The 25,427-nt window shown below is 48.9% G+C and carries 28 protein-coding genes; 13 read left to right on the top strand and 15 right to left on the bottom strand.

The window, feature by feature from the left end:
- Window positions 1-31: 31 nt before the first annotated feature.
- Window positions 32-3,766 (bottom strand): methionine synthase, encoded by a 3,735-nt coding sequence (gene metH, locus KFF03_RS09400; protein ID WP_255856637.1) that lies wholly within the window; start codon window positions 3,764-3,766, stop codon window positions 32-34.
- Window positions 3,767-4,082: 316 nt separating this feature from the next.
- On the opposite strand from metH, the gene nfuA reads away from it, so the two are divergent.
- The 3 genes from nfuA to KFF03_RS09385 all read left to right on the top strand — a co-directional run bounded on the left by nfuA (window position 4,083) and on the right by KFF03_RS09385 (window position 6,235).
- Window positions 4,083-4,676 carry a Fe-S biogenesis protein NfuA gene (gene nfuA, locus KFF03_RS09395; RefSeq protein WP_255860887.1) on the top strand — a complete coding sequence of 198 codons (594 nt, stop codon included), beginning with the start codon at window positions 4,083-4,085 and terminating at the stop codon, window positions 4,674-4,676.
- 109 nt (window positions 4,677-4,785) lie between these two features.
- Complete coding sequence (locus tag KFF03_RS09390) at window positions 4,786-5,382, top strand: TetR/AcrR family transcriptional regulator (RefSeq protein WP_255856636.1); 597 nt, start codon at window positions 4,786-4,788, stop codon at window positions 5,380-5,382.
- Window positions 5,383-5,386: 4 nt separating this feature from the next.
- Entirely contained in the window at window positions 5,387-6,235 is an 849-nt protein-coding gene (locus tag KFF03_RS09385) for a redoxin domain-containing protein (protein ID WP_255856635.1), read from the top strand.
- A gap of 59 nt (window positions 6,236-6,294) precedes the next feature.
- Here KFF03_RS09385 and KFF03_RS09380 read toward each other — a convergent pair whose 3' ends face one another.
- The gene (locus KFF03_RS09380) at window positions 6,295-6,657 is read right to left on the bottom strand and encodes a PilZ domain-containing protein (RefSeq protein WP_255856634.1); all 363 of its coding nucleotides are present in this window, start codon (window positions 6,655-6,657) and stop codon (window positions 6,295-6,297) included.
- Window positions 6,658-6,821: 164 nt separating this feature from the next.
- On the opposite strand from KFF03_RS09380, the gene KFF03_RS09375 reads away from it, so the two are divergent.
- The 8 genes from KFF03_RS09375 to KFF03_RS09340 all read left to right on the top strand — a co-directional run bounded on the left by KFF03_RS09375 (window position 6,822) and on the right by KFF03_RS09340 (window position 12,821).
- Complete coding sequence (locus KFF03_RS09375) at window positions 6,822-7,991, top strand: PP2C family protein-serine/threonine phosphatase (RefSeq protein ID WP_255856633.1); 1,170 nt, start codon at window positions 6,822-6,824, stop codon at window positions 7,989-7,991.
- On the top strand, window positions 7,988-8,485 hold the full coding sequence (locus KFF03_RS09370; protein ID WP_255856632.1) for an STAS domain-containing protein: 498 nt from the start codon (window positions 7,988-7,990) through the stop codon (window positions 8,483-8,485). Before KFF03_RS09375 ends, KFF03_RS09370 begins: the two co-directional genes overlap by 4 nt.
- A 20-nt stretch (window positions 8,486-8,505) precedes the next feature.
- Window positions 8,506-9,531: an NAD(P)H-dependent glycerol-3-phosphate dehydrogenase gene (locus KFF03_RS09365; RefSeq protein ID WP_255856631.1), complete on the top strand. Its 1,026-nt coding sequence runs from the start codon at window positions 8,506-8,508 to the stop codon at window positions 9,529-9,531.
- 30 nt (window positions 9,532-9,561) lie between these two features.
- On the top strand, window positions 9,562-9,834 hold the full coding sequence (locus KFF03_RS09360; protein WP_255856630.1) for a DUF4389 domain-containing protein: 273 nt from the start codon (window positions 9,562-9,564) through the stop codon (window positions 9,832-9,834).
- 11 nt (window positions 9,835-9,845) lie between these two features.
- The gene (gene sixA / locus KFF03_RS09355; protein ID WP_255856629.1) at window positions 9,846-10,325 is read left to right on the top strand and encodes a phosphohistidine phosphatase SixA; all 480 of its coding nucleotides are present in this window, start codon (window positions 9,846-9,848) and stop codon (window positions 10,323-10,325) included.
- Window positions 10,326-10,417: 92 nt separating this feature from the next.
- A complete protein-coding gene (locus KFF03_RS09350; RefSeq protein ID WP_255856628.1) occupies window positions 10,418-11,236 on the top strand; it encodes an alpha/beta fold hydrolase in 819 nt (272 codons plus the stop codon).
- The gene (locus tag KFF03_RS09345) at window positions 11,236-12,099 is read left to right on the top strand and encodes an alpha/beta fold hydrolase (RefSeq protein ID WP_255856627.1); all 864 of its coding nucleotides are present in this window, start codon (window positions 11,236-11,238) and stop codon (window positions 12,097-12,099) included. Before KFF03_RS09350 ends, KFF03_RS09345 begins: the two co-directional genes overlap by 1 nt.
- A complete protein-coding gene (locus tag KFF03_RS09340; protein WP_255856626.1) occupies window positions 12,099-12,821 on the top strand; it encodes a DUF1461 domain-containing protein in 723 nt (240 codons plus the stop codon). The genes KFF03_RS09345 and KFF03_RS09340 overlap by 1 nt, the downstream gene beginning before the upstream one ends.
- Before the next feature lie 14 nt (window positions 12,822-12,835).
- Here KFF03_RS09340 and KFF03_RS09335 read toward each other — a convergent pair whose 3' ends face one another.
- The 5 genes from KFF03_RS09335 to KFF03_RS09315 form a co-directional block, all read right to left on the bottom strand.
- Entirely contained in the window at window positions 12,836-13,471 is a 636-nt protein-coding gene (locus tag KFF03_RS09335) for an RluA family pseudouridine synthase (RefSeq protein WP_255856625.1), read from the bottom strand.
- Between the two features lie 12 nt (window positions 13,472-13,483).
- Entirely contained in the window at window positions 13,484-14,785 is a 1,302-nt protein-coding gene (locus tag KFF03_RS09330) for an ABC transporter substrate-binding protein (protein ID WP_255856624.1), read from the bottom strand.
- Window positions 14,786-14,884: 99 nt separating this feature from the next.
- Entirely contained in the window at window positions 14,885-16,228 is a 1,344-nt protein-coding gene (yegQ, locus tag KFF03_RS09325) for a tRNA 5-hydroxyuridine modification protein YegQ (RefSeq protein WP_370647477.1), read from the bottom strand.
- A 166-nt stretch (window positions 16,229-16,394) separates the two neighbouring features.
- Entirely contained in the window at window positions 16,395-16,916 is a 522-nt protein-coding gene (locus KFF03_RS09320; protein WP_255856622.1) for a hypothetical protein, read from the bottom strand.
- A complete protein-coding gene (locus KFF03_RS09315) occupies window positions 16,913-17,974 on the bottom strand; it encodes an MBL fold metallo-hydrolase (RefSeq protein WP_255856621.1) in 1,062 nt (353 codons plus the stop codon). The genes KFF03_RS09320 and KFF03_RS09315 overlap by 4 nt, the downstream gene beginning before the upstream one ends.
- A 278-nt stretch (window positions 17,975-18,252) precedes the next feature.
- On the opposite strand from KFF03_RS09315, the gene KFF03_RS09310 reads away from it, so the two are divergent.
- On the top strand, window positions 18,253-18,621 hold the full coding sequence (locus KFF03_RS09310) for a hypothetical protein (protein ID WP_255856620.1): 369 nt from the start codon (window positions 18,253-18,255) through the stop codon (window positions 18,619-18,621).
- A 9-nt stretch (window positions 18,622-18,630) separates the two neighbouring features.
- Here the strand turns inward: KFF03_RS09310 and KFF03_RS09305 are convergent, their stop codons facing one another.
- From KFF03_RS09305 to tal, 3 genes are read right to left on the bottom strand one after another with little or no spacing between them, the layout of a single operon-like run.
- Window positions 18,631-19,506 (bottom strand): DNA replication terminus site-binding protein, encoded by an 876-nt coding sequence (locus KFF03_RS09305; protein ID WP_255856619.1) that lies wholly within the window; start codon window positions 19,504-19,506, stop codon window positions 18,631-18,633.
- Window positions 19,503-19,952, bottom strand: a complete 450-nt coding sequence (locus tag KFF03_RS09300; RefSeq protein WP_255856618.1) for a TerB family tellurite resistance protein — start codon at window positions 19,950-19,952, stop codon at window positions 19,503-19,505. The genes KFF03_RS09305 and KFF03_RS09300 overlap by 4 nt, the downstream gene beginning before the upstream one ends.
- Window positions 19,953-19,961: 9 nt before the next feature.
- Window positions 19,962-20,912, bottom strand: coding sequence for a transaldolase (tal, locus tag KFF03_RS09295; RefSeq protein WP_255856617.1), 951 nt, complete (start codon window positions 20,910-20,912; stop codon window positions 19,962-19,964).
- Between the two features lie 132 nt (window positions 20,913-21,044).
- Between tal and KFF03_RS09290 the strand changes: the two genes are divergently transcribed.
- On the top strand, window positions 21,045-21,365 hold the full coding sequence (locus KFF03_RS09290) for a rhodanese-like domain-containing protein (RefSeq protein ID WP_255856616.1): 321 nt from the start codon (window positions 21,045-21,047) through the stop codon (window positions 21,363-21,365).
- Window positions 21,366-21,408: 43 nt separating this feature from the next.
- Here the strand turns inward: KFF03_RS09290 and dusA are convergent, their stop codons facing one another.
- The 5 genes from dusA to KFF03_RS09265 all read right to left on the bottom strand — a co-directional run bounded on the left by dusA (window position 21,409) and on the right by KFF03_RS09265 (window position 25,415).
- A complete protein-coding gene (dusA, locus tag KFF03_RS09285; protein WP_255856615.1) occupies window positions 21,409-22,395 on the bottom strand; it encodes a tRNA dihydrouridine(20/20a) synthase DusA in 987 nt (328 codons plus the stop codon).
- The gene (gene hflD / locus KFF03_RS09280; RefSeq protein WP_255856614.1) at window positions 22,392-23,048 is read right to left on the bottom strand and encodes a high frequency lysogenization protein HflD; all 657 of its coding nucleotides are present in this window, start codon (window positions 23,046-23,048) and stop codon (window positions 22,392-22,394) included. Before hflD ends, dusA begins: the two co-directional genes overlap by 4 nt.
- A complete protein-coding gene (gene mnmA / locus KFF03_RS09275; RefSeq protein ID WP_255856613.1) occupies window positions 23,045-24,193 on the bottom strand; it encodes a tRNA 2-thiouridine(34) synthase MnmA in 1,149 nt (382 codons plus the stop codon). Before mnmA ends, hflD begins: the two co-directional genes overlap by 4 nt.
- Before the next feature lie 56 nt (window positions 24,194-24,249).
- On the bottom strand, window positions 24,250-24,699 hold the full coding sequence (locus KFF03_RS09270; RefSeq protein ID WP_255856612.1) for an NUDIX hydrolase: 450 nt from the start codon (window positions 24,697-24,699) through the stop codon (window positions 24,250-24,252).
- An 80-nt stretch (window positions 24,700-24,779) separates the two neighbouring features.
- Window positions 24,780-25,415, bottom strand: coding sequence for a pseudouridine synthase (locus tag KFF03_RS09265; protein ID WP_255856611.1), 636 nt, complete (start codon window positions 25,413-25,415; stop codon window positions 24,780-24,782).
- Between the last annotated feature and the right edge of the window lie 12 nt (window positions 25,416-25,427).

The following is a 25,427-nucleotide window of genomic DNA, read 5'->3' as shown; positions in this document are numbered from 1 at the left end:
ACAATGTCTTAGCGTGCTTAATTCAGGTGAATTAGCGATCATAAGATAAGTTCGGCGACAGCCAGCGTTCCATATCGCTGACCTCACGACCTTTACGCTCAGAGATGCTTTCCACCTGATCTTTGCCAATTTTACCTAAACCAAAGTACTTGGCTTGTGGGTGAGAGAAGTACCAACCACTCACCGATGCCGCCGGGAACATGGCGAAGTTTTCAGTCAGGGTTACGCCGGTGTGTTTCTCGGCATCCAGTAGTTTAAACAAGGTGGTTTTTTCGGTGTGATCCGGACAAGCCGGGTAACCCGGCGCTGGGCGAATGCCTTTGTACGCTTCTTTGATCAGAGCTTCGTTATCCAGCTGTTCGTCGGCAGCGTAACCCCAGGTGTCTTTACGAACGATTTCATGCATACGCTCAGCAAAGGCTTCAGCCAGGCGGTCGGCCAGTGCTTTGATCATAATGCTGTTGTAGTCGTCGTTGTTATCGTCGTATTGCTTCGCCAGAGTTTCGGTTTCCAGACCCGTGGTGACAACAAAGCCACCAACGTAGTCGGTTACTGTGCCTTCCGGTGCAACAAAGTCAGCCAGCGAGAAGTTCGGCTGATCATTTGGCTTATCGGTTTGCTGACGTAAATGATGCAGTAGGGCGATTTCTTCCTGATCATCATTTGAAAAAACAACTAAATCATCTGGGCCACGACGCTGTGCTGGCCATAGGCCCACCACACCTTTGGCGGTAAATAACTTCTCGTCTACGATACGCTTCAGCATGACTTGCGCATCTTTAAACAAATTGGTTGCTGCTTCACCCACCACTTCATCTTCTAAGATGCGTGGGAATTTACCGGCCAGTTCCCAGGAGAAGAAGAACGGCGTCCAGTCGATGTAGTTCACCAGATCAGCCAGATCGAAATTGTCGTAAACTGTAATGCCTAGCTTGTTCGGTTTTGGTGGCGTGTAGCCATCCGGGTTGTCGGCGCTGGCCCAGTCCGCTTTAAAGCTGTTAGCAATAGCATCGTCGTAGTTCAGTAGCGCCTTGGCTTTGCGGTTAGCACTGCGTTCACGCACTTTGATGTATTCTTCGCGGCGCTCGTTGATGTATTCCGCTTTGTCTTTAGGGTTCATCAACTTCTGAGCAACACCCACCGCACGAGAGGCGTCGGCCACATAAGTAGCAATATCGTTCTGATACTGAGGTTCAATTTTCACTGCCGTGTGTGCTTTGGAGGTAGTTGCACCACCAATCAACAGTGGCATCTGATAATCCAGGCGCTGCATCTCACGTGCGACGTGCACCATTTCGTCCAGCGATGGGGTGATCAGGCCTGATAAGCCAATGATGTCGCAGTTTTCTTCTTTGGCAACTTTCAGGATTTTCTCCGCCGGAACCATCACGCCCAGGTCGATCACCTCAAAGTTGTTACATTGCAGTACCACGCCCACGATGTTTTTACCGATGTCGTGTACGTCGCCTTTTACCGTCGCCATCAGGATCTTGCCCTGACTTTGTGACGCGCCGTCTTTTTCGTCTTCAATAAACGGCAGTAGGTAGGCTACCGCTTGTTTCATCACGCGGGCGCTTTTCACCACCTGTGGCAGGAACATTTTGCCGGAGCCGAATAAGTCGCCCACCACGTTCATGCCGTCCATTAGTGGGCCTTCGATCACCTCAATTGGGCGGTCGAACATCTGGCGTGCTTCTTCGGTGTCTTCTTCAACAAAGCCATTGATGCCTTTTACCAATGCGTGAGTTAGACGCTCGCGCACCGGCAGTTCACGCCAGGCTTCATTTTCTTTTTCCTGAACTGAGCCATCGCCACGGTATTTCTCGGCGATTTCTAATAAGCGGTCGGTGCCGTCTTCGCGCTTGTTGAGGATGACGTCTTCAACGCGGTCTTTCAGCTCTTCTGGCAAATCATCGTAAACGGCCAACTGACCGGCGTTGACGATACCCATGCTCATACCATTTTGGATGGCGTAATACAGGAATACCGAGTGGATTGCTTCACGCACCGGCTCGTTACCACGGAACGAGAAGGATACGTTGCTCACGCCGCCAGAGATTTTGGCGTAAGGCAAGTTCTTAGTAATAAACTCACACGACTCAATAAAGTCTACCGCGTAGTTGTTGTGCTCTTCGATGCCCGTAGCAACGGCAAAAATATTCGGGTCAAAGATGATGTCTTCTGGCGGGAAGCCGACTTTATCAACCAGGACGCGGTATGAACGCTCACAGATTTCGTTTTTACGTGCGACGGTGTCAGCCTGACCCACTTCGTCAAACGCCATTACCACCACAGCCGCACCAAAGCGCATGCAACGCTTGGCTTTTTCAATAAACTCGTCTTCACCTTCTTTCAGGGAGATGGAGTTCACCACTGGTTTACCCTGAATGCACTTCAGGCCTGCCTCGATGATTTCCCACTTGGAGGAGTCCACCATAATTGGCACACGAGAAATATCTGGCTCAGAAGCAATCAGATTGAGGTAGCGCACCATGGCCGCCTCAGAATCCAACATGCCTTCATCCATGTTGATGTCGATGATTTGCGCGCCGTTTTCTACCTGTACACGAGCGACTTCTAGGGCTTCGTCGTAGGCTTCTTCTTTGATCAAGCGCTTAAAGCGGGCAGAGCCGGTAACGTTGGCACGCTCGCCCACGTTCACAAACAGGCTGTCTTCATCGAAGTTAAACGGCTCAAGGCCAGACAGGCGACAGGCGCGTTTGATTTCTGGAATCTTGCGCGGCGGGTGTTTGGCGACGGCCTTAGCAACGGCTTCGATATGAGCCGGGCTGGTGCCACAGCAACCACCCACAATGTTTAAGAAACCGCTGGCGGCAAATTCTTCCACGATCTCGGCCATTTCGCTGGCTGACTGATCGTATTCGCCAAATTCATTCGGCAGACCCGCATTCGGGTGGGCGGAAACAAAGGTGGAAACCTTGTTGGACAGCTCTTCAACGTGCGGGCGCAGTTCTTCTGCACCCAGCGCGCAGTTCAGGCCAACCGACAGTGGCTTAGCGTGAGCGACTGAGTTCCAGAACGCTTCTGCTGTCTGGCCTGACAAAGTACGGCCAGACGCATCGGTGATGGTGCCGGAGATCATGATGGGCAGCTCTTCACCTTTGCGTTCAAAGGCTTCCTGTACCGCAAAAATGGCGGCCTTGGCGTTCAGGGTGTCGAACACGGTTTCGATCAGAATGATGTCAGCACCACCATCCATTAACGATTCGGTCGCTTCAACGTACTCTTCAACTAACTGATCAAAGCTGATGTTACGGAAGCCCGGGTCGTTTACATCGGGAGAAATCGAGGCGGTTTTACTGGTTGGGCCTAATACACCGGCGACGTAACGTGGTGTACCTGTTTCGGCTTCCACTTCGTCGGCAACGCGACGTGCCAGGGCGGCGGCTTCGCAGTTCAGCTCAGGCACCAGCTCTTCCATGTCGTAGTCGGCCTGGGACACGCGAGTGGAGTTAAAGGTATTGGTTTCGACGATATCGGCACCAGCCATAAAATACTGGCGATGAATGCCAGCAATGATCTCTGGCTGTGTGATCACCAATAAGTCGTTATTACCTTTTACATCCTGGGCAATATCGTCGAAGCGTTCACCTCGGTAGTCTTTTTCTTCCAGTTGGTGCGACTGAATCAGGGTGCCCATGCCACCGTCCAGAATATGGATGCGTTGCTCCATATTGGCTTTTAACCGGGCGATACGTTGCTGCCGTAACTCAGTTAATTGGGCGGGGGATATTGATTCAGACATGGATAACCTGCGGCGCTGATGAAAGTGGTGGATTCAAAAATGGGGCGCGATTGTACCAAAGGCTAACGTATGTTCACACAGTGTTTGGTTTTGTTTGACGAAGCGACTGTCAGGTAGAAGTGGTGATTTGCCAAGGCTGGCAAGTCATTATGAGTAAATTGCAATTCAGCGTGAAAAAAATTCAGCATAAGGCTAGCCGTAACGGTGGGCTCTGTTGTGTTGGAGAAACAGCTTGTCTTAACCAAGTATTTTACTTGGGTATTTCGTGTGGTGGCTCTATTAGGTAATATAGCGCCACTTGATTGAGGTAGAGATGATGACTGAATACGTAACCATTACCCCGGATGCTGAAAGCTACCTGGCAGAATTGCTGGAAAAGCAGAGTGTTGAAGGAATGGCGGTACGCATATTTATTACCCAGCCGGGCACTAAATACGCGGAGACTTGTCTGGCTTATTGTCGCCCGGAAGAGGTGAGTGCCAATGACGAGTTGCAAGTAATGGAAAAGCTCAAGGTTTATGTTGAAGCGATGAGTATTCCGTATCTTGAGGAATCTAAGATTGATTTCGCTAAAGACCGTATGGGTGGTCAGCTGACCATCAAAGCACCGAATGCTAAGATGCCAAAGGTAAATGACAATAGCCCGGTTCAGGATCGCATTAATTATCTGCTCTATACAGAGATCAACCCCGGGCTTGCGGCTCATGGCGGCGAAGTTAGCCTGGTTGAATTTGATGAGGAAAGTGGTATCGCTGTACTTAAGTTCGGTGGTGGTTGCCAGGGTTGTAGCGCTGTCGATATGACGTTAAAAGATGGTGTTGAAGCCAGCTTGGTTGCCAAAATTCCCGAGGTAACTGGTGTGCGTGATGAAACAGACCATTCACAAACCGATAATGCCTATTTTAAGTAAGCCTTAGTTTTTATGAGCCCGGATTCAAATTCCGGGTTTTCTTTTGAATGTTATGGAATGATTGGTACAAAATAGGTTTGATAATTGGAAATAAAAACCAGAGAGCAGAATGCGCCCGATTGAATTTGAACACCAGCAGGTGCTGTTTAAAGCGATGAATTGTTTTTGGTTGCATGGTTATCAGGCTAGTAGCATGGCGCTGCTGCTTAAAGCCATGGGGATTAGCCGCAGCAGCTTCTACAACAGTTTTGGGGATAAACAGCGCCTTTATGGCGAATGTCTGTCTTTGTATGTGGATCAGGTTCTTACCGTTTGGCGGTTGCTCGAAAAACAGCATTCTGGGCTTGACCTGTTGCGCCAGTTTTTTTTGTTGACGCTAACCCAGCAATCGCTTGTGCCGTTGCATCAGGGCTGCCTTTTGGTGAGTTCGGTGTCTGAATTTAGCGGCGTTGATGAGGTGCTGCATCAACAGGTGTTGCAACAATTTTCTCGGGTAAAAAAACATTGGCAGCAGGCACTTGAGAGCGCTGGTGTTAAAAATCCAGACTTGATTGTGGAGTGGCTGCTTAGTCTCTTGATGGGGTGGCGATTGCAGGGGCAGGCGGGGCTGTCTGGCGAATCACTGGCTCAGCAAATTAATTGGTCGTTTGATCAGCTGGAGGCGACCGGAACAATAAACCTTACTAAACAAAACTCACCAGGATAAAAATATGAAAATGATGTGGATTAAATCACTGTTTATTTCCGGTTATCTGTCGCTGGCATTTGTCACTCTGGCGTGGGCGGGGTATCAGGCCTTACAGACGTCGTCGCCTGCATTGCTGTTGCTGTCGCTTACTGCCTTGCCGATCTGTGCTTTTATGGGGTGGTTGTTTCTTGGTAACGTGCCGCGAACATCGGCCAATATCCCACAATTAACACTGCCAACCATTGTTGTCTCTGTTGCAGCCGCCTATCAGGGTGTGGCTGAGGCCTTGCCGATTGTACCTGTTGTTGCGGCTTTGCTGGTGGTTGGTGCCTTGTTGTATGTGTTCTGGTACAGCCGTTTTGGCGATCGCAGTCAGTCTGAGCTGAAGCTGGGCGAAAAGTTGCCGCAGTTTGAGCTGCAATACCCGGACGGCACAACATTTCACTCCAATGACAGTCAGGGCCAGGCGGGGCTGTTTATTTTTTATCGTGGTAACTGGTGTCCTTTGTGTATGGCGCAAATCAAAGAAGTGGCGGCCCAGTATCAGCAATTGGAGCTGCGTGGTGTGAAAACCTATCTGATCAGTTCCCAGTCACATGCCAATAGTGAAGATCTGGCGAAACGTTTTGCGGTGAGCTTTAACTTTATGGTGGATGTTGATAATGCCGCAGCTAAAGCGTTGAAGATTGATGCCGTGGGTGGCACCCCAGCTGGGCTTCAGGGGTTGGGATACGATAGTGATACGGTGATGCCAACGGTATTAATGACCGATGCCGAAGGCAAAATCATCTTCCTGGATCAGACTGATAATTACCGTGTTCGCCCTGAGCCAGAAACTTTTTTGCAGATTCTGGATGGCAAGCTTGCCTGACGGGGTTGGGGGCTTTGCGGGCTCAGGGCCGATTTTTGTCCGGCCCTGACGTCTGAGAATTATAAAAAGGAATCAATGCTCAGGCCGATGCGATATTCTCCTGGCCTGTTTTCCTGAATCCTGCAGACGGTAACTGACGCATGCAGTGCTGGCGTTGCTCCGCCACCGCTGGAAACTTTCAGCTCCCCCTTGCTGTTGGCGGTAATTGGGTCGTTGCTTTTAAGCTGCACGCCACTGGAGCTCAGATCGATGCAGGTCATTTGATGAGTTTCACCATTTTCGAGAGTCAGTGTGGCCGGTGTGTCGACCTGCATTCGAATGTAGTCCCTTTTTTCCTGAAAATTGCGTGCCGGGCTGGACATAGACAGGTGCTCCTTAACGGTTTTATTGTTGGATGAATCATTCAGCATAGCTTGTGCCATTTCAATTGCTGGCTGTCTTCAGGTTAAGGATAGACAGGAAAGTCTGAAAAAACCTGTTTTGAGTAATTGTTCAAAAGTGATCAGAAATTCAGAAGTGAGCATTGCAACGCGGGTCGCTAGGCGTTAGTGTTCGCAGCTTATATTCAGTTGGTTTGGAGGCGCTGGTGGCCGCCAATTTGTTGGTCATTGATGATGGTGCGATTCAGCAGAGCGTCATCTCGGCTTATCTGTCAGAACATGGTTATCGATTGCTGTTTGCCAATAACCATGAGCAGGCACTTCGGATGCTCTCGGACGAGTTGGCTGAAGCGATAATTTGTGACCTCGACTTACCTGGTTTTGATGGGCTTGAGCTGTTGCGCTCAGTCAGGTTGACTAGTGATCTGCCAGTTGTAGTTATTTCTTCGTCTGAAATCATGGAGAATGTGGTTCAGGCACTCCGCCTCGGTGCTGATGACTTCCTGGCTAAACCAATTACTGAGCCTGAGGTGCTGGCACATGCACTGGCCAAGGCACTGCAGCGCTATCGCCTGGAAGAAGAGAATAAGGCTTACCGGGAATACCTTGAAAAAACCAACACCGAATTGCGTCGTGGTCTGGATGAGTTGCGTGCTGACCAGCTTGCCGGGCGTCATGCGCAGCAAAGAATGTTGCCAGAATCAATAAGCTTTCGTGGCGTTAAGTGTGAACATCGGCTGACGCCATCGTTACTGTTGAGTGGCGACTTTCTTGATTATTTCGAGCTTGATGATGATCGCCTGGTGTTTTATCTGGCCGATGTTTCTGGTCATGGCGCTTCATCTGCGTTTGTCACTGTATTACTTAAAAACCTGACGTACCGTCTGAAGCGCAATTTTAATCGCGGCTCCAGTGATGACGTCATTCACCCCGCGAGGGTGTTGCATCGCGTTAACTCGGAGCTCCATGCTTCAGAGTTAGATAAGCATCTGACCATGTTTTACGGCGTGATTTGTCTTAAAGAAAACACTCTGCATTACAGTGTTGGTGGTCATTTTCCTATGCCGATTATGCTGACTGAGAAAGGGTCAAGCTACCTTGATGGTCGTGCTATGCCGATTGGTTTGTTCCCTGAGGCAGAGTACCAGGAATACAAAATGTCATTAGAACAGAACTTTTCTTTACTGATGTTTTCTGACGGAATACTGGAAATCATGCCGGAATCGACCTTGAATGATAAAGAAGAGGCGCTGTTGGCCATGACAATTGAAAGCCGTGGTGATGTGAATGCTATTGCCGAGGCTCTGGGTATCCCTGCCAGGGATGAAGTACCTGATGATATTGCCATGGTGTCTGTTTCGAGAGGTGGTTTATGACATCAGGTGAGGTTTACGTCGCATTTGTTGACGGTGCTCATATCATTCGGCTTAAAGGGGATGTGCGCCTTAATCTCTGCTCGGCGCTGGAAAAATATCTTGATGATATTCTTCTGCATCCTAATTTTTCGAATGTGGTTATTGACCTGTCTGAAGCTATCGGAGTCGACAGCACGACACTGGGTCAAATCGCCAAAATTTCTATTTTGTGTCGTGATCGGTTCAGTATCACACCAACCATTGCCAGCCCTAACCCCAGCATTACGAAAATCCTGTTGTCCATGGGCTTTGATCAGGTTTTTCATATCATTGATGAAGCCTTTCCTGATTGTGATGGCTTTAAGCAGTGGGCAGCAACAGCTGTGACTGAAGAGCAGGCGAGGCAGCAGGTCATTGATGCTCATAAAGTGTTGATGAGCATGAACGACAAAAATAAAGATACGTTTAAAGAGCTGGTCGATTGCCTTGAGGCTGACCTGCACAAACACTCCTGATTAATCCCGTTGGAGGGTATGTGAATTTTTCCAAAGCTGCTGTGATTGGTGGCGGTAGTTTCGGTACAGTTATTGCGAATATTCTTGCCGATAATGATATTGAAACATGTCAATGGTTACGTGATTCCACAATTGCTGATGCTATCAATCAGCAACATATCAACCCTAAATATTTGCCAGACACTCCGTTAAACCATGAGTTGAGAGCAACGAATGATCTTGAATCGGCGATTCAGGGAGCTGACGTAATTTTTGTCTCAGTCCCCAGTCGATCTGTACGAGAAGTGGTATCAACTTTCGCGCACAAGCTGACAGCGAATCAGGCGCTGGTGAGTACCACTAAGGGCATTGAGCCTGAAAACTTTCTGCTGATGAGCCAGGTGCTGGAAGAGCTGTGCCCGGATAATCCGGTGGGGGTTTTGTCGGGGCCTAATCTTGCCAAGGAGATTGCTCGTCGTGAATTGGCAGCGACAGTTATTGCCAGTAAAAACAGTGAGTTGCGACGCAATGTTCAGGAGGGGTTGAGTTGCTCCTATTTCCGTGTTTACGCCTCCGACGATCTGTTTGGCGTTGAATTGAGCGGTGCGCTGAAAAATATTTATGCCATTGTTTCAGGCTTTGTGGCCGCCTTAGGCATGGGTGAAAACTCCAGAAGTATGATCGTTACACGTTCCCTGGCGGAGATGAGCCGTTTCGCGGTAGCGCTGGGTGCCAACCCATTAACATTTCTCGGACTGGCTGGTGTTGGTGATCTGGTGGTTACCTGCACCTCGCCACTGAGCCGTAATTATCGGGTGGGTTTCGCCATCGGAGAGGGAAAAACACTGGACGAAGCTGTCAAATCACTGGGTGAGGTGGCTGAAGGTGTTAATACCTTGCGTTATGTCAGGGCAAAAGCTGCTGAATTAGATATTTATATGCCTCTTGTGATGGGGGCTTATGAAGTCTTGTTTAATGGCACGGATCCACGGAAAGTGGCTCAGGGTTTGATGTCGGGGGATCTGGCCTCTGATGTTGAGTTTGCTTTGCCAAAAAATGAAATCTGAACTTTTTATATATGACTCCGGAACTGAATAATGAGTGACTTGAAAGAAAGTGTAACGTCTGATGCCTTTTGGCTGAAAACCCTGTACCTGATCGGTTTTTTTATTGTGTATCGGGTGTTGGATCTGGTCATCCTGTTGCTGGGTGCTGTTCAGTGGGGCTTCCGCCTGCTGACGGGTGAGGCGAATCAGGAGCTGGCGTCCTTTGGTGGTTCGCTGGGAACCTATGTTGGTGAAATCATTCACTATCTTTCAGGTGCTTCCGAAGAGAAGCCATTCCCTTTTAAGGACTGGCCTGAAAAATAAGGCTCGCTTACGTGAAAGTATGTATCGTTCGGCACGGTAGTGCTGAAGCAGGAGTGGATTCCGATGAATCCCGCTCATTAACTGAAAAAGGTTTTCAGCAGGCGCAGGGTGTCGGACGGTGGATTGGTTCTCTGATTGAAGATCAGCAGCTCTCAGGCTCTCTGCAAATTTGTCACAGTCCCTTTCTACGCGCCAGGCAAACGGCTGAGGCTGTATCGGAAGCTTGCGGTTTAAAAGCGATTGAGATCGGCCTGATAACTCCCTCTGGTGACATTGATCAGCTGCTTGAATGGCTCATGACACAAGATCGGGATGTTGTTCTGGTTTCTCACTTACCTCTGGTGGGGCGCTTGGCCGCCAAGCTGGTCGAAGGTCAGGTGTTCGATCAGCCCTGGTCCCCCGCAGAAGCCTGGGTTTTAGAGGGCGATATGGCCGCGTCAGGCTGCATGACGGTAACCAAAGTTTGGTATCCTGCTTTAGAAGAGGGTTGAGCCAGCTGCCCAGTAGCTCAGCCTGGCATAATCACTTGATCTGAAACGCGTCGGGCTGTAGTTTTCATCTTTTTGTTAATAATCAAAATAAGATGACAACACATATTTCCGGGCATGATGTACTGCATTTCTCCCATGCTAACGGCTTTCCGGCCGGAAGTTATCAGGCAATTTTTGAACGACTTTCAGTGCATTATGATGTGCGCACCATCGATCGACTAGGTCATAATCCCCAATATCCGGTTACTAATAACTGGCGCGAGCTGGCAAAAGAACTCACCCACCATTTTGAGCAAAACTATCGGCAACCGGTGATTGCGGTTGGCCACTCTCTGGGCGGGGTGCTCAGTTATATGGTTGCTCAGCAGCGTCCGGATCTTGTGAAGGCGTTGATCATGCTCGACTCCCCGATCCTGACTCCAATGCAAAGTGTTGGCTTTGGTGTGATGAAACGGCTTGGGTTAAGTGATTATTTTACTCCGGCGGCCAGAACGGAAGGGAGACGCTCGCACTGGGAGTCCGTTGATGATGCCCTGGCTTATTTTTCCGGCAAAACCCTGATGAAAAATTTCGATCCACGCTGTTTAAAGGATTATGTGTCAGCAGGGACGGAAATGATTAATCCGGATCGTCCTGAAGATGGCATCAGGCTGCGCTTTGACCCGGATACAGAAATTAAAATTTACCGCACCATTCCTCATGATATTCGCTGTGATGCTCCTCTGAACATGCCGACTGCCGTGATTGGGGGGAGACAGAGTAATGTCTTTTTGCCGATTAATGGGGCAAGAATGCAAAGCCGGGTTGGCATGAAAGTGAAATGGGTTCCTGGTGGACACTTGTTTCCGTTTGAGCATCCCACGCATACTGCAGACCATATTCATCACCTCCTTTCAGAGATGCTGTCGTAATGCTTAAAGAAATTGTATTTGATACTGCGCTGGGCCGTATTGCTGGTATTTGCGATAGCAAAGAAGATAACCGGCCAGTTATCGTCGCCTTGCATGGCTGGCTTGATAATGCGGCCTCTTTTGAACGCATATTGCCATCTTTGAGTGAAAAATACCGGTTTGTCGCCATTGACCTTCCAGGGCATGGCCACTCTGACTGGCTTGGTCAGGGTGGAGATTATTATATCTGGGAATCCATTGCCTGGGTGTCTGAGGTGTTAAATCAGTTCTCCTCGCCGGTGCACCTTCTTGGTCATTCAATGGGGGCGGCAGCCAGCATCATTACCGCCGCTACATTCTCGGAGTTAGTCAGATCGGTGGTCATGCTGGATGCAGCAGGGCCGCTTGCTACACCTTCAACTCAGGCTGCAGAGCAAATGCGCAAAGGTATTGATGAGGCTGTCCAGCGTAGTCGCTCGGGTAGTCGTTTAAAAACCTACGCAGATGTTGAATCTGCGCTCAAAGCCAGGGTTCGTCAGGACCCAGCGCTGTCACCAGAGTGTATTGCCCCGGTTGTAGTAAGAAATCTTAAAAATACGCCGGATGGTTATCAGTGGCGAACGGACCCTCGGCTGCGACATACCTCAAAATTAAGAATGACTGAGGATTTAGTTCAGCAGTTTATGTCAGCAGTTGGTTGTCCGGTATTGGTTGTTAAAGCCGCGGACACATTTATTCCTGAGTCCTTTTTTGCCATGCGCATGGAATATCTGAAGAATGGACGTTTGTCTGAATTGCCTGGGCATCACCACTTTCACCTCGAGCCAGAAACAGCGCTAACAGTGGCGCGGGATGTATTAAATTTTTATCAGGAGATTGATTGATGTTGCCGAGGCTTATGTCGGCTGCCTGGTTTGTAGCGTTGCTGAGCAGCTTTGTTGTGTGTCTGTATCTCAGCTGGAATTTACTGGCTAGCCAGAATTATGGATACCACTATTTCTATGATTTGTACGATGTTGGTGCACATATTGAAAAATATGGCCCTCAAAACCGTTATATTCATGGCTTCGAAACGACAGGCCGGGAGCAGCATGAGCGCTTGTTTGCCGAGATTGTTGATGCGGTTCATCATCAGGGTAAAGGTTTGGCTGATATCCAGTTTTTACGTGGTGAAGAATACGTCAGCTTATTGCGTCAGCCAGAAGTGGTTCACTTGCAAGACGTGGCTAATCTGATTGATGGTTTTCAGATGTTAGGTCTGCTATCCACTCTGGTAATGCTGGGATTGGGTGGTTGGTTGCTGATGGGCAGTAGCCAGCCTTCCTGGAAGCATCAGCTGTTTATTCTGCTGGGGTTGATTGCTGGTGCGACACTGGCGACACTGATCATTGGCCCGAAGGCCGTATTCTATCAATTTCACGTTTGGATGTTTCCGCCTGACCATGAATGGTTCTTCTACTATCAGGATTCACTGATGACCACGCTGATGCATGCGCCGCAAATCTTTGGCGGGATTGCAGTGACGATGCTTATTGGTGCTTTACTGCTATTTGCCGGATTGCTGAGTTTGATTATCAAACACCGTAAGCGCGATGAACCGATGTAGCTACTCTGATAAAGCTAAAACCCTGGCGGACAAATAAATGTCATGCGCTCACCACTGGTCGGGTGGTTAAATGCCAATTCCCGGGCGTGTAAACAAAGACGGGATTCCTGCTTGGCCCGCTCGCCAGCATACAAAGTGTCACCAACAATCGCATGGCCAATTTGCTGCATATGGATGCGCAACTGGTGTGAACGACCGGTTTTAGGGTAGAGCAGCACGCGGGAATAGCTATTCTCACAAGAGTCACTCTCACCAGAATCGATTTTATTCCAGCGAGTCAGGGCATAGCGGCCTTCAGTATGGCTGATTTTCTGTAGCGGTCGATTGGGCCAATCAACAATGATGGGCAGGTTAACGCAGCCCTGATTGCCAGGAAGTTTGCCGTATAGCTTTGCCTCGTAGATTTTGTGCGTCGTTTGTTTCTCAAACTGCTGTTGCACCGCGGTTAATGCGGCCTTATGGCGCGCGAATACCAGAATGCCTGAGGTATCCATATCGAGACGGTGAATTACCAGAATGGTGCCAAATTGTTGCTGTAGGCGACTAACGGCAGAGTCTGGTTCGTATCGGCCGGGAACGCTGAGTAAGCCAGGCGGCTTATTGATCACAACGATGTCGTCATCGCTGTGAAGTACTTCAATATCGGTCATTAAACGGTTTCTTTATTCCGGGAACTGGTGCTTTTTAAGCAACTTGTCGTAATCGCCATTCTCTTTGAGCCGTTGTAGGCCCAAGTTAAAAGCGTTAATCAGCTTTTCGCTATCATTGATGTTCTTGCTGATGGTGACGTGTAATGTTCGTGTGGCAAGTACACCTGAGACTTGAGTCAGGTGATCTGCAATGTGCTCTTTATCGTTCAGTTCCTGCTGTGCAATCCAGTGATCCACCAAGGCCAGGTCGAGTTCTTTACTGGCAACATCGCGGAACAGCTGGGAGCAATAATTACGGGTTTCTACCTGAAATAGCGGGCTGATTTTTTCGAATTCCTTCCCATAGCTATAGTCTTCAAATACACCCAGGCGGTAGGACTTGTTCTTCAGTTCATGCTTTGACTGTTCGGCTGAAGTGAATTCAAATGGGTCATTATCACGCTTAACAAAAACCAGCCGGTTTTCTATGTAAGCGTCTGAAAAAGCAACATGTTGCTTTCTGTCTGCTGAATACCAGCTGGCTAAGGAGCCCTCAAGCTCTCCATTTTTCATGCTGTCGCCAACCCGGTTCCAGGGCATAAATTCAATGACGGTTTTGTAGCCGGATTGGGCAAAGGCTGAGGAAACGATATCGGCTGCCAGGCCATGGTTAGGCAACGTTTTTCCTAAGTAAGGGCCCCAGGCGTGAGCACCAAGGCGTACGACAGGCGCTTCGTCTTTATATTCGGCAGCTAATTTAGAGATGGTTTTGGCCAGACCTTGCTCTTCGATGCTTAAGCTGACCTGATCACGAAAGCTTTTGGTTAAGCTGACGCCTTCAATGATGACATCAAACACACGCCATTGTTCTTTTTTGAAATACAGTTTGTAGTCAACCCGGATGCTGGAAGCACCAGGGCGAATGATCTGGCTTTTGACCAGGGCCTGATTGCCTTTGTCGTTGAAGCGGGATGGCTCATAGCGAATCTCTTCACCATTAAAAGCTTTAAAGGCACCGGCATAAGTGCGAATTACTTTGTGTTTGAAGGAAGCAGAGAAGCTGGATTGTTGATCTTTGGATGCGCGCTTCCAGTGTTTGCCCAAAACGCGTTTTGCCATTCTTCGGTGATCTACGATCGGGATAATGACTTCGTCAACCAATTGCTCCAGGTAGTAGTCCTGAGTTTGAACCATTTCTTTGTCAGCAATCAGGCGTTCAGCCATCGTCGTTGATGTTGTTTCAACCAGCGAGCGGGGGAGGTCATCTTTTGCGTGTACGGTAAGAGCTAACGAGAAAATGAAAAAAAAGCAGCTTTTCAGTAATACAGTCTTCATGTGCATCTCTATTATTTTTCTCAGACAACTAAGGGGCTCACGGCACTATAGTTAAGCGCCGTGATCTTGCCAACATAAATCCGTCCAGCCCATACGATATCAAACAGATGCTTGCGGTAAATTACGAATCAACATTGCACGCTGCATGTTATGGTTCTTCGCTGCGTGAGGTATGGCCACTTTGACAATAAAACCCGATCCAGGTGCATCCTGGCGAGGGGTGCCGCCGCTGTCGGTCAGGGCGTTTAAGGTGAAGGTTGTATTGCCGCTGACGGTCATCAGTTCCAGGCTGTCACCTACTTCAAAGCGGTTCTTAACCACAATGGTCAGGTACTCTCCATCAGAATGAGTGATCTCACCCACAAATTGTTGTGCCGTGCTCAGTGAGGTGCCGCGTTCATAGTTCTGATATTCATCGTGCACATGGCGTCGGAAGAATCCTTCGGTATAACCACGATTCGACATATGCTCCAGAGTATCCATCAGCCCCTTATCAAAGCGCTTACCGGCGACGGCATCGTCAATGGCTTTACGATACGCCTGAGCAGTGCGACCAACGTAATAATGTGATTTGGTACGGCCTTCAATTTTTAACGAATGAACGCCCAGCTCCACCAGCTTTTCAATATGCTGAATCGCACGCAGATCGCGAGAGTTCATGATGTAGGTGCCATGCTCGTCTTCGAACGCCGGCATGTATTCGTTGTCACGATTGCCTTCCTGCAGAAGGAAGATTTTATCCGTGGTACCCCCTTCGCCCAGTGTCGATTCACCATCGGTGATGATTTGAGTGCTGGGCTGTGTATTGCTCTGAGCCGGATCAAACACATTCACACCAGCGGGAATAATATCGCCACTGTCGGTTTCTTTGGCTTCATGGGCGTCGTATTTCCAGCGGCAGGCGTTGGTGCAGGTGCCTTGATTCGGGTCGCGGTGATTCATATACCCCGACAACAAACAGCGGCCGGAGTAGGCGATGCATAAGGCGCCGTGAACAAAAACTTCAATTTCCATTTCCGGGCAACGCTGACGGATTTCAGCAATCTCATCAATCGATAACTCGCGTGAGAGAATGATGCGGCTAACGCCCTGGCGTCGCCAGAATTCAACGGAAGCGTAGTTCACAACATTGGCTTGTACCGACAGGTGAATCACCTGATCTGGCCATTTGTCTTTTACCAGCATGATCAGGCCTGGATCTGACATAATCAGGGCATCCGGCTTCATGCCGATCACCGGCTCAATATCGCGCATGTAGGTGTCGACTTTGCTGTTATGCGGTGCAATATTGCTGGCAACGTAAAACTGTTTGCCCAGCGAATGAGCGTATTCGATGCCCTTGCTGAGATTCTCCAGCTGAAAGTCGTTATTGCGAACCCGCAGGCTGTAACGTGGCTGACCGGCATAAACGGCATCCGCGCCATAGGCAAAGGCATATTCCATGTTTTTGAATGTGCCTGCCGGTGAGAGCAGTTCAGGGGTAAATGCGGGTTTGGTAGTCACAGTGGTTTCGCCTTAACCTTACAAAAACGGCGGATTTTAAATTCCGCCGCGTATAAGGTAAATGGCTATTTCAGGATTTAGCCGGGAATGTCAGTCATGGACGGTGTTAAAGCCCGAATAAGCTGGTGTCACACTCTTTCAGAAAACCGAAGTAATCCTTGCTGAGCGGGGCTTGTTTCGCTTCGCTCAGAATATCGGTTAATCCTTGCAGGATGTCAGCTTTATATGCCTGCAAGTCAGGTACGCTGTCAGTCAGGCTTTCCATCGAGTGATAAATAGCATCGACATCCTGGAGGATTAATTCAACATCATCGCATTCCGGATCAAGAATGGATTCGGCAGCGCTGTACAAACAAGAGCAGGTTAACTCTGCGATCTGATAAGCCAGCGCATCGTCCTGAGTCAGCTCTTCACGCCACTGGGCGAAAGCTTCGTGAAAACGCTCCAGGTTAGGGAGCGATTTCAGCTCGCCGCGTAAATACGACTGCACCTTGTTGTTGAGTTTGGTAAAGGGGGAAAAGTCTTGGTCATTGTGTTCGCACCAGAGCTGGATATGGCCCTGATTGATGTGAGCAAAAGCGGCGCAGATGGCCGCTCGTTGAATCGGGTATTCAAAAGAAGGGGTCACTCGACCAGTTCTCCATTGGCTGAAAAATATTGTGTACTAAACAATGCGGGTAGTACCCAGGTGCTGTTCTCTGGCTTGGCGGCTTCCAGTCGCTCGATAAAATCATCCTGGTCTGTAAGACGGACAAAACGTTGCTGGCCACTCAGATCATTGGCAAAAAAGTCTTCCCAATGGCCCAGTATGAAATGTTGAGCCTGTGTGTTTTTAACAACAGATTCCGGATAGCTGTCTACCTGATGAAATGCGGCTGGGCACAATATGGCAATATCAATGGACTTATTATCGCCCATATCGGGTACCAGCCCTAAGGGTTCCTGGCTGGCGGCATCCTGATAGAAGATCCGGTGGGCAATACTGCCGTCCGTATCCAGGAAGTCGATGATAAAGGCCAGTGTCTGGCCTTCTTTCCAGCCAAAGCCATGCCAGGGTAAGTCTTCAAGGTCTTCATCATAACCACCTGTCATAAATTTAAGCCCCATGATATGAGGTGCATGATCGGCTTTAATCGGCATGATACGTACTTTGCCGCTACTGCTGTAAACCCATTCGCCCGGTTGGTTGATATCGCCCATCTTTTCATTCAGGGCATGAATCCGGTCAGCAGAAACAGCAGGAGCCAAGGTGTGTGCCGTTGTATTGGAGCCATACACATGAGCATTCGGTGTGTGTTTTTGCATGACATAAGGAACGTCCAGCAGATGATCGTAATGGGCGTGGCCAACCAAAATCATTTCTACCTTGCTGGCTTCAGGCATATAGGTGTCAATCGCCTCTTTATCGGCTGACATCGGGAAAAAAGGTCCGGCAAACATAAAGTGCGGGTTGCTGAATGAGGGCGCAGTCATAATCTGAGTGCCCTTATAAGAAAATAAATGCCCGCCAACACCCAGGTATTGAATCGACAAATAATCACTGCTTTGCTCGCGGTTGCCTGGGGTTTTCGATGCTGGTGATGTGGCGGAGTTTTCGTATAGCGGCAGCTGTAACTTGCTGGAGCAAGCAGCCAGGGCAAAAATATGGATGCACAATAGCAGGCGTAATAATGTGGATTTTGTCATGGTGAGTTTCTTTTTATTTTTGTATGAGGGGGAAATGAATGTACATGAATTTTAGCGCCAAGCATCGTTACTGGGCAAAGCATTTGTATAAAATAAGTCTCTGTTTTTAAAACAAATACAAGTGACAGGTCAGTATTCTAAGGGCCTGTTTACCAATTGAATTAGCATGTGAGGACAAAAAATAAACAAGACTCAGTTCTCATTCGCAGGTTTTTGTACTTGGAAAAAAGTCATTATCTCAGCTATGGTCAGGTTTATTGCCATTTTGGGCGTCTTTTATGAAGATACGCATAACAAACCATCAGCAAGAGCTGTATTGCGGCGCGATTGCTAATTTATCTCCTTTGGGCTTTTCCATTGAGGTCGGCCTCAGTGAAAGTCAGTGTTTCAGAGACAGCAGTGGTCGTTTTATCTGTTTCGATATTGAATTAGAGTTGCTTGCAGGTGTATCCGATGGTGGTGTCACAGGGAAAGCGATGGTGCAATCAGTGCGCCGCATTTCGCAGCAACAAAACAGTTTAATGATTCGTTTTATGAATCTTGAGCAGGGCGCCTATCGTACTATTGCTGAGTCTTTAACAACCCCTGCTAATGTCAGCTCTACTAATAGTTCGCACTCTCACTTCCCTCAGCAGTTAGCGGGTTAGCTTTAAGTTCTAATCGCTAGATTGATAGGTATAAGCCCGAATGCTGGGCAATATGGGTTCATTTGAAATCTTATTGTCGCTGCGATTTAAGCGACTTCTTCCGTTCGGAGCCTGTAGCTCAATCGTGTTGTGCGTAGGCAAACTTTCCTGAACAAACAATGGTAACGACACGTTCATCGCTTTGCGTTCGGTCGTTTTATCCTTGCTTTCATCTTTTCGGTTAAATACCAGGTTGGCCCGCACAACAGGTGCCAGTGTCTGTACCTGTGCCAGCTGAGTACCTGCGGTGAGTTGTGACAACACCTGAAGCTGGCTCTGAATATGGGTTTTATGCTCACCCAAAGCCAGCAATAGATTTTGTGCCTGCTGATGACTGATTTTTTTAATCGATCGGCCGTTGTTGTACCAGCTGAAGCCAATTTTGGTGACGGGTTTTTCCAGAAGCGGAATATGGCGGTAACACTGTTTCAGGTGGACCCGACCCAGGCCACTTAGCCGTAGCTGTTCTCGTAAAGTCTGACCGTGATTGCTCAGCTGCTCATGATGCTGCAACCAATGCTCTTGAGACAGATTTTGCCTTGCCCGATTGACTGCGGCCCTGAATGACTCTTTTTGATGATTAATGCTGCGAATTAGCTCACTTGTTTTCGCATCGGCAACAATTATCCCGTGGCGTGAGCGGGTTTCGCGCCCGTCCTGATTGCCTTGGTACCAGAGATCGCTCAGTAGGGTGCAGGCATGCTGCAACGCATCGTCGACCATCTCCTTTTCTTCGCCAGTAATCGGGAAGTAATGTGGCGGGCGCTGCTGCAGGAGGTGCTGGCGAAGTTGAGATAATAGTTCGGTTAACGCTGAAAATTGCTCGGCAATATCAGAGATGATCATTGGGCGTTTTTCTTTTGTGCTTTGATAAGCGCTTTGGCGCGGATAAATTCACTGTGTGGGATGTAGAGCAAATCAGCAATTCTGCGGATCATATGCTCTTCATATTTATCCAGTCCATCCGATTCGTAGGCCACTTTCCATAAGTTGCACAGCAGTTGGAATTTTTCATCCGGGTTGCACTTGTCGTGAATAACCCGGGTGAATTGTTGCAGGTCGTTGGCCGCCTCAGCTGTGTTCAGTGCTTCATCGACTAATGATGAAGCTTCTTCCGAAGAGAGTTTGAGGCTGTGTTGCAGGGTGGTTTTCATTGCCGTTTTTTCAGCGTCATCGACTTGGTGGTCGGCGCGCACAATTTCGGCCAGCAACACCGCAGTTGCTAACGCCAGTGTATGGGGCTGGCGCTCTTGTGTTGGCTGTTCAAATAGAGCAAAAAGTTGCTTTAACATAAAGTGTTTCTACAGGTTTTGTTGAATCATATCTTCCAGCGTTTGCTGATCCGCGGCAAAGCGGCGAATGCCATCGGCCAGCTTCTCCGCCGCCATGACGTCCTGATTCATCGCCCAGCGGAAATCTGCTTCGCTCAGTGATAATTTTTCAATATTAGTATCGGCGTTTTCGGCTGAGAGTTTTCGGCTAAGAGTGCTGGTATCCAGTTGCAGTTGTGACAATAAGTCTGGGCTGATGGTGAGTTTATCGCAGCCTGCCAGCTGTTCAATTTCTCCGGTATTACGGAAGCTGGCACCCATCACAACCGTGTTGTAGCCATGTTGCTTGTAGTAGTTATAAATTTGGGTCACCGATTGAACGCCTGGGTCACGGGGGCCGCTATAGTCTTCATTGGGCTGATTGGCTTTGTACCAGTCGAGAATACGACCCACAAAAGGAGAGATCAGCGTAACGTCGGCTTCAGCGCAAGCGACTGCCTGGCTGAAGTTAAATAACAGGGTCAAATTGCAGTGAATACCCTCTGATTCCAACGCTTTGGCGGCCTGAATGCCTTCCCAGGTGGCGGCAATCTTGATCAGTACGCGATCTTTATCGATGCCAGCATCGTGATACATCTGAATCAGCTTGCGGGCTTTGGCAATTGTCGCTTCACGATCAAAGGATAAGCGGGCGTCGACCTCAGTTGATATCAGTCCTGGGATGATTTGCAGTATTTCGCAGCCAATCGCTACCGCCAGTTTGTCGCAGGCATTACTAACCAGAGACTCTGAGTTGTTGCATTGTTTGGCCCAGCTGATCGCACCGGCAATCAGTGGCTGGTAGGCATCCAGCTGTGCGGCTTTCAGGATTAACGAGGGGTTTGTGGTGGCATCGGCCGGTTGATGTTGGCGAATGGCTTCAATGTCGCCAGTGTCGGCAACCACAACTGTCATGTCTTTCAGTGCGTCCAGCTTGTTCATATCTTTTCCTGAGTGCAGCTTATGCAATAACTTAATTATGGTTAGACTCTCTTAACATCCGATTCAGGTCAATGCAGAATCGGGGCTGTTTGGCTAAAAAGTCTAATTCTCAGAATAACTTGGAGATGAAATATGAAGTTGATTACTATTCTGGTCGCAACGTTGTTGAGCCTTTCTGTGTGGGCATCTGAGCCGGTTTGGATTGATGTCCGTAGCGCAGGAGAGTTTGCTGGTGAACATTTGGATGGAGCGCATAATATTCCGCACACACAAATTTCTGCGGATATCGCAGCGCTCAGCCTCGATAAGGATGCCGAAATTTTACTGTACTGCCGTTCTGGACGTCGTGCCGGCGTTGCTTTGGAGGCGCTGCAGAAGCTGGGTTATACCAATGTGAAGAATATTGGCGGCCTGGAAGATGCTAAAGCGTATTCAGCAGGTGGAACTCTTTAAATCCTGTAGGGCAGTTGGATTCAGCTGCCCATTTTAGCTATATTTACACTTCTACAAACGCTAACGCTTGCTCCATGATTTCGATGCCGGATTCTTTCTTAAAGGCATTTTCACTCAGGTGACGGCGGAATTGCCGCGCGCCTTTCATACCGTTAAATAACCCCAGCATATGACGGCTGATGTAGTGCAGTGTTGCACCTTTGCTCAGCTCAGTTTCGATATAAGGGTAGAAGTCGCGCACAGCTTGAACTCGCTGGACAAGTGAACCTTCTTCATGACTATTATCAGCACTGAAGTACAGAGCGTCAGCCTGCATCAGGATGCCAGGGTTATGATAAGCCTCCCGGCCCAGCATCACGCCGTCTACATGGCTCAGGTGTTCAGAGCACTCATCATGGGTCTTGATGCCGCCGTTAATAATAATCTCCAGCTCTGGAAATTCCTGCTTTAGGCGATACACCAGCGGGTATTGCAGTGGTGGTATGTCACGATTCTCTTTGGGAGACAGCCCTTGAAGAATAGCTTTGCGGGCATGCACGGTGAAACTCTTGCAGCCGGTTTCAGCCACTGTCGCAACAAAGTCACGCATATGCTCATAGCTGTCGATGTCATCAATGCCAATGCGATGTTTGATGGTGACTTCAATATTGCAGGTATCCTGCATTGCTTTAATGCAATCGGCCACCAATTGCGGATGTGCCATCAGGCAAGCGCCAATCATGTTGTTTTGTACACGATCGCTGGGGCAGCCGACGTTTAAGTTAACCTCGTCGTAACCCCATTCTTCAGCGAACTTAGCACACTGAGCCAGCTCTTCCGGATTAGAGCCTCCTAGCTGTAAGGCTACAGGATGCTCAATATCGTTGTATTGCAGGAAACGTTCGCGGTTGCCATGAATCAGGGCACCAGTGGTGACCATTTCGGTGTACAACAGAGCATCTTTACTCAGCTGGCGCCAGAAGGCGCGGCAGTGACGATCCGACCAATCCATCATCGGGGCGGTAGAAAATGTGCGGTTAATCGCTCTCATCGTTTAATGTCACCACTCAGCAGTTCATCACACGCTTTTAAATAGCGACCGCGACTCACTAATAGCTGCCAGCGCTTGCCGCCAACCTGGCGCCATAACATAGCAGCACGAATACCGGCCAGCAGCAGTGTGCGGACACGGTTGGCGGTGTGATTGGTCTGCAGGTAGGTAGGGTTGCCGGTCACCCGAATACGGAAACTCAGGTTGCTCAGTGTTTGTTTGTAAAGTCCGGCAAGAGAGGCAATGGTGTTTTCATGAGCAATGCCGAAGTGTTGTGCCTGACGCTCCGCGTCCTGGATTCCCTGGCCTAACGCATTAAGCATATCTGGTGCCTTGCTGAGCTTTTTCTCCAGGTGAAGCAGGCTCAGGGCGTAACGGGTAATGTCTGGGTTGATGCCTTGTGGTTCCTTGCCTGCAATTGTTTTGAGCTGCTTAAGGCCAATGGTCAAACGGGTTTTGGCATCGCCGTAGATATCACCAAACTGTTTTGGGTTTTGGCTGAACAGGCTTTCCAGGAGTGGCAGGGAGGTTTCTTCTGGAACATCTCCGGTGCGAGCCAGTTGTTCAACTAATGTGGCAACCTGGAAAACAGCCGCCAGGGCGATCGCTTGTTCATGGTTTTTGTGAAGCAGGATTGGCTGTTCAGGAGTCATACCTGGCTCCCCATGTTCTGGTTTTCGTCTTTGGTGTCATTGTCGCCGGTATGTTCAATAACACCGCCACCTAAGCAGATTTCACCGGTATACAACACCAAGGATTGGCCTGGAGTGACAGCACGCTGTGGCTCGTCAAATTCAACCCGGTAACCTTTGGCGGTTTTATGAATAACACAATCCTGGTCGGCCTGGCGGTAACGTACCTTAGCTTTACAGCGCAGTGGCAGTTCTGGTTCATCGTTGACCCAATAAATCTCTGATGTCGTCAGCCAGTCTTTAAACAGGCGAGGGTGGTTTTTGCCCTGCACGGCTATCAGGATATTGCGCTCAAGGTCTTTGTCGGCAACAAACCAGGGGTCTTCTGAAAAGCCATTTAAACCACCAATGCCAAGGCCCTGGCGCTGTCCCAGAGTGTGATACATCAGTCCCTGGTGTTCGCCAATATCAACGCCATCTTCTGTTTCAATGCGGCCGGGCTGGGCAGGGAGGTACTGCTGGAGAAAATCCTTAAAACGACGCTCGCCAATAAAACAAATGCCTGTGGAATCTTTTTTGTTATGAGTTACCAGATTGTTTTCTTCGGCAATGCGGCGAACTTCTGGCTTTTCTAATTCGCCAACCGGAAACAGAGTCTTCGCAATTTCACTGCCAGCAACAGCGTGCAGGAAGTAGCTTTGATCTTTGTTGTTATCCAGACCTTTTAGCAGTCGTGTCTCCGTCTCGGTATCGCCACGGCGGACATAGTGGCCGGTTGCAATCAGGTCAGCACCTAACACCTGAGCGTATTCCAGAAAGGCTTTGAACTTGATTTCCCGATTGCAGAGAATGTCTGGGTTCGGAGTGCGGCCGGCTTTGTATTCTTCAAGAAAGTGTTCAAAAACATTATCCCAGTATTCAGCGGCAAAATTAGCTTGATGCAGTTTAATACCAAGGGTGTCGCACACTTGTTGTGCATCGGCCAGGTCTTCTTTGGCGGTGCAATATTCTGTGCCATCGTCTTCATCCCAGTTCTTCATAAACAGGCCTTCGACCTGAAATCCCTGTTCTAACAACAGATAAGCTGAAATGGATGAGTCGACACCGCCGGACATGCCAACGATGACTTTGGTTTGGGCTGGGTTAAGGTCAGCTAACTGGGTCATATCGTTTGGGTTCTTTGTATTGGATTTGTTGGTTGATTGCGAATGTTATTGCGTATTTAAGGATGTTCTGTAATCACGTCGAGCGGGAAACGTTTACCAGCCAGGTAATCTTCGATGCAGGTGAGTACCATCTGAGATCTGAGGTTGGGGCTGTTGCGTAATTCTTCAATGGTCATCCATCTTGGGCCAATGATGCCGTCGTCCAGAATTGCGTTTTCTTCAGCTTTAATCGCTTTGGCAGCAAAGCAATAGCGATGGTAAGTCACACCATTGCTGGGAGCTGTGTAGGTGTATAAGCCAATCAGGTGTGTAGGCTCTGCGCTCCAGCCGGTTTCTTCGAGCGTTTCACGCCGGGCAGCTTCCAGAATGGTTTCGTCCTGTTCGATATGGCCGGCCGGCTGATTGATAACATGTAGGCCACTGCTGACTTCTTCAACCATCAGGAATTGGCCATCTTTCTCAATTACGGTGGCAACCGTTGCGTGTGGCGTCCAGCGGTCATTCATAAATAAAGCTTGCCTATGTACAAAGCGAGGGTGCAAAAGGCACGCAGTCTACCTAAGTGGTTTATCAGGCTCAAATGCAATCAGCGTTTCGGTTTCCTGTTTGCTGTAGGCCTTGCCTTTGAATGCCTGCGGCCAGTCGCTTTTTTGGAAAGAGGTTTGGAGGGCTGTGCTGGCATGTGAATGTTCAGCTCTTTGCTTTCACCGGGTGCCAGTGCGTCCAAAGACCAATTGCCAATGCTTGCACGAATCAGGCGAAGGGTTGGGTATCCTATATGTGCTGTCATTCTTCTAACCTGGCGGTTACGACCTTCGCTGATTTTTATCTCCAGCCAGCACGTGGTGTCATTGTTGCGCTGGCGAATGGGCGGATTGCGTGGCCAAATGTCAGGTTGGTTGATTTTTTTAACTTTGGCTGGTCGTGTGTCCCCATCTTTCAGTGTGACTCCTTTTCGCAAGCAATCCAGGTCGGATTCTTTAGGTAAGCCTTCGACCTGAACCCAGTACGTTTTCTCCATTTTATATTTTGGATTGGCAATGTTCGCCTGTAGTTGCCCGTTGTCAGTCAGCAGAATCAGGCCCTCGGAGTCGTAATCAAGACGACCTGCCGGATAGACATTAGTTTGAGAAATATAGCGCTTGAGCGTGCAGCGGCCGTCAGAGTCACTAAACTGAGAGAGAACGTTGAATGGTTTGTTGAGCAGGATGAGTTTGGCCATAAAATTCTGTAA

This window comes from Bacterioplanoides sp. SCSIO 12839, from assembly GCF_024397975.1.
Lineage (GTDB): Bacteria > Pseudomonadota > Gammaproteobacteria > Pseudomonadales > Oceanobacteraceae > Bacterioplanoides.
Note: the sequence above shows the minus strand (reverse complement) of the source record. Positions and strands in the feature narration are given on the sequence as shown.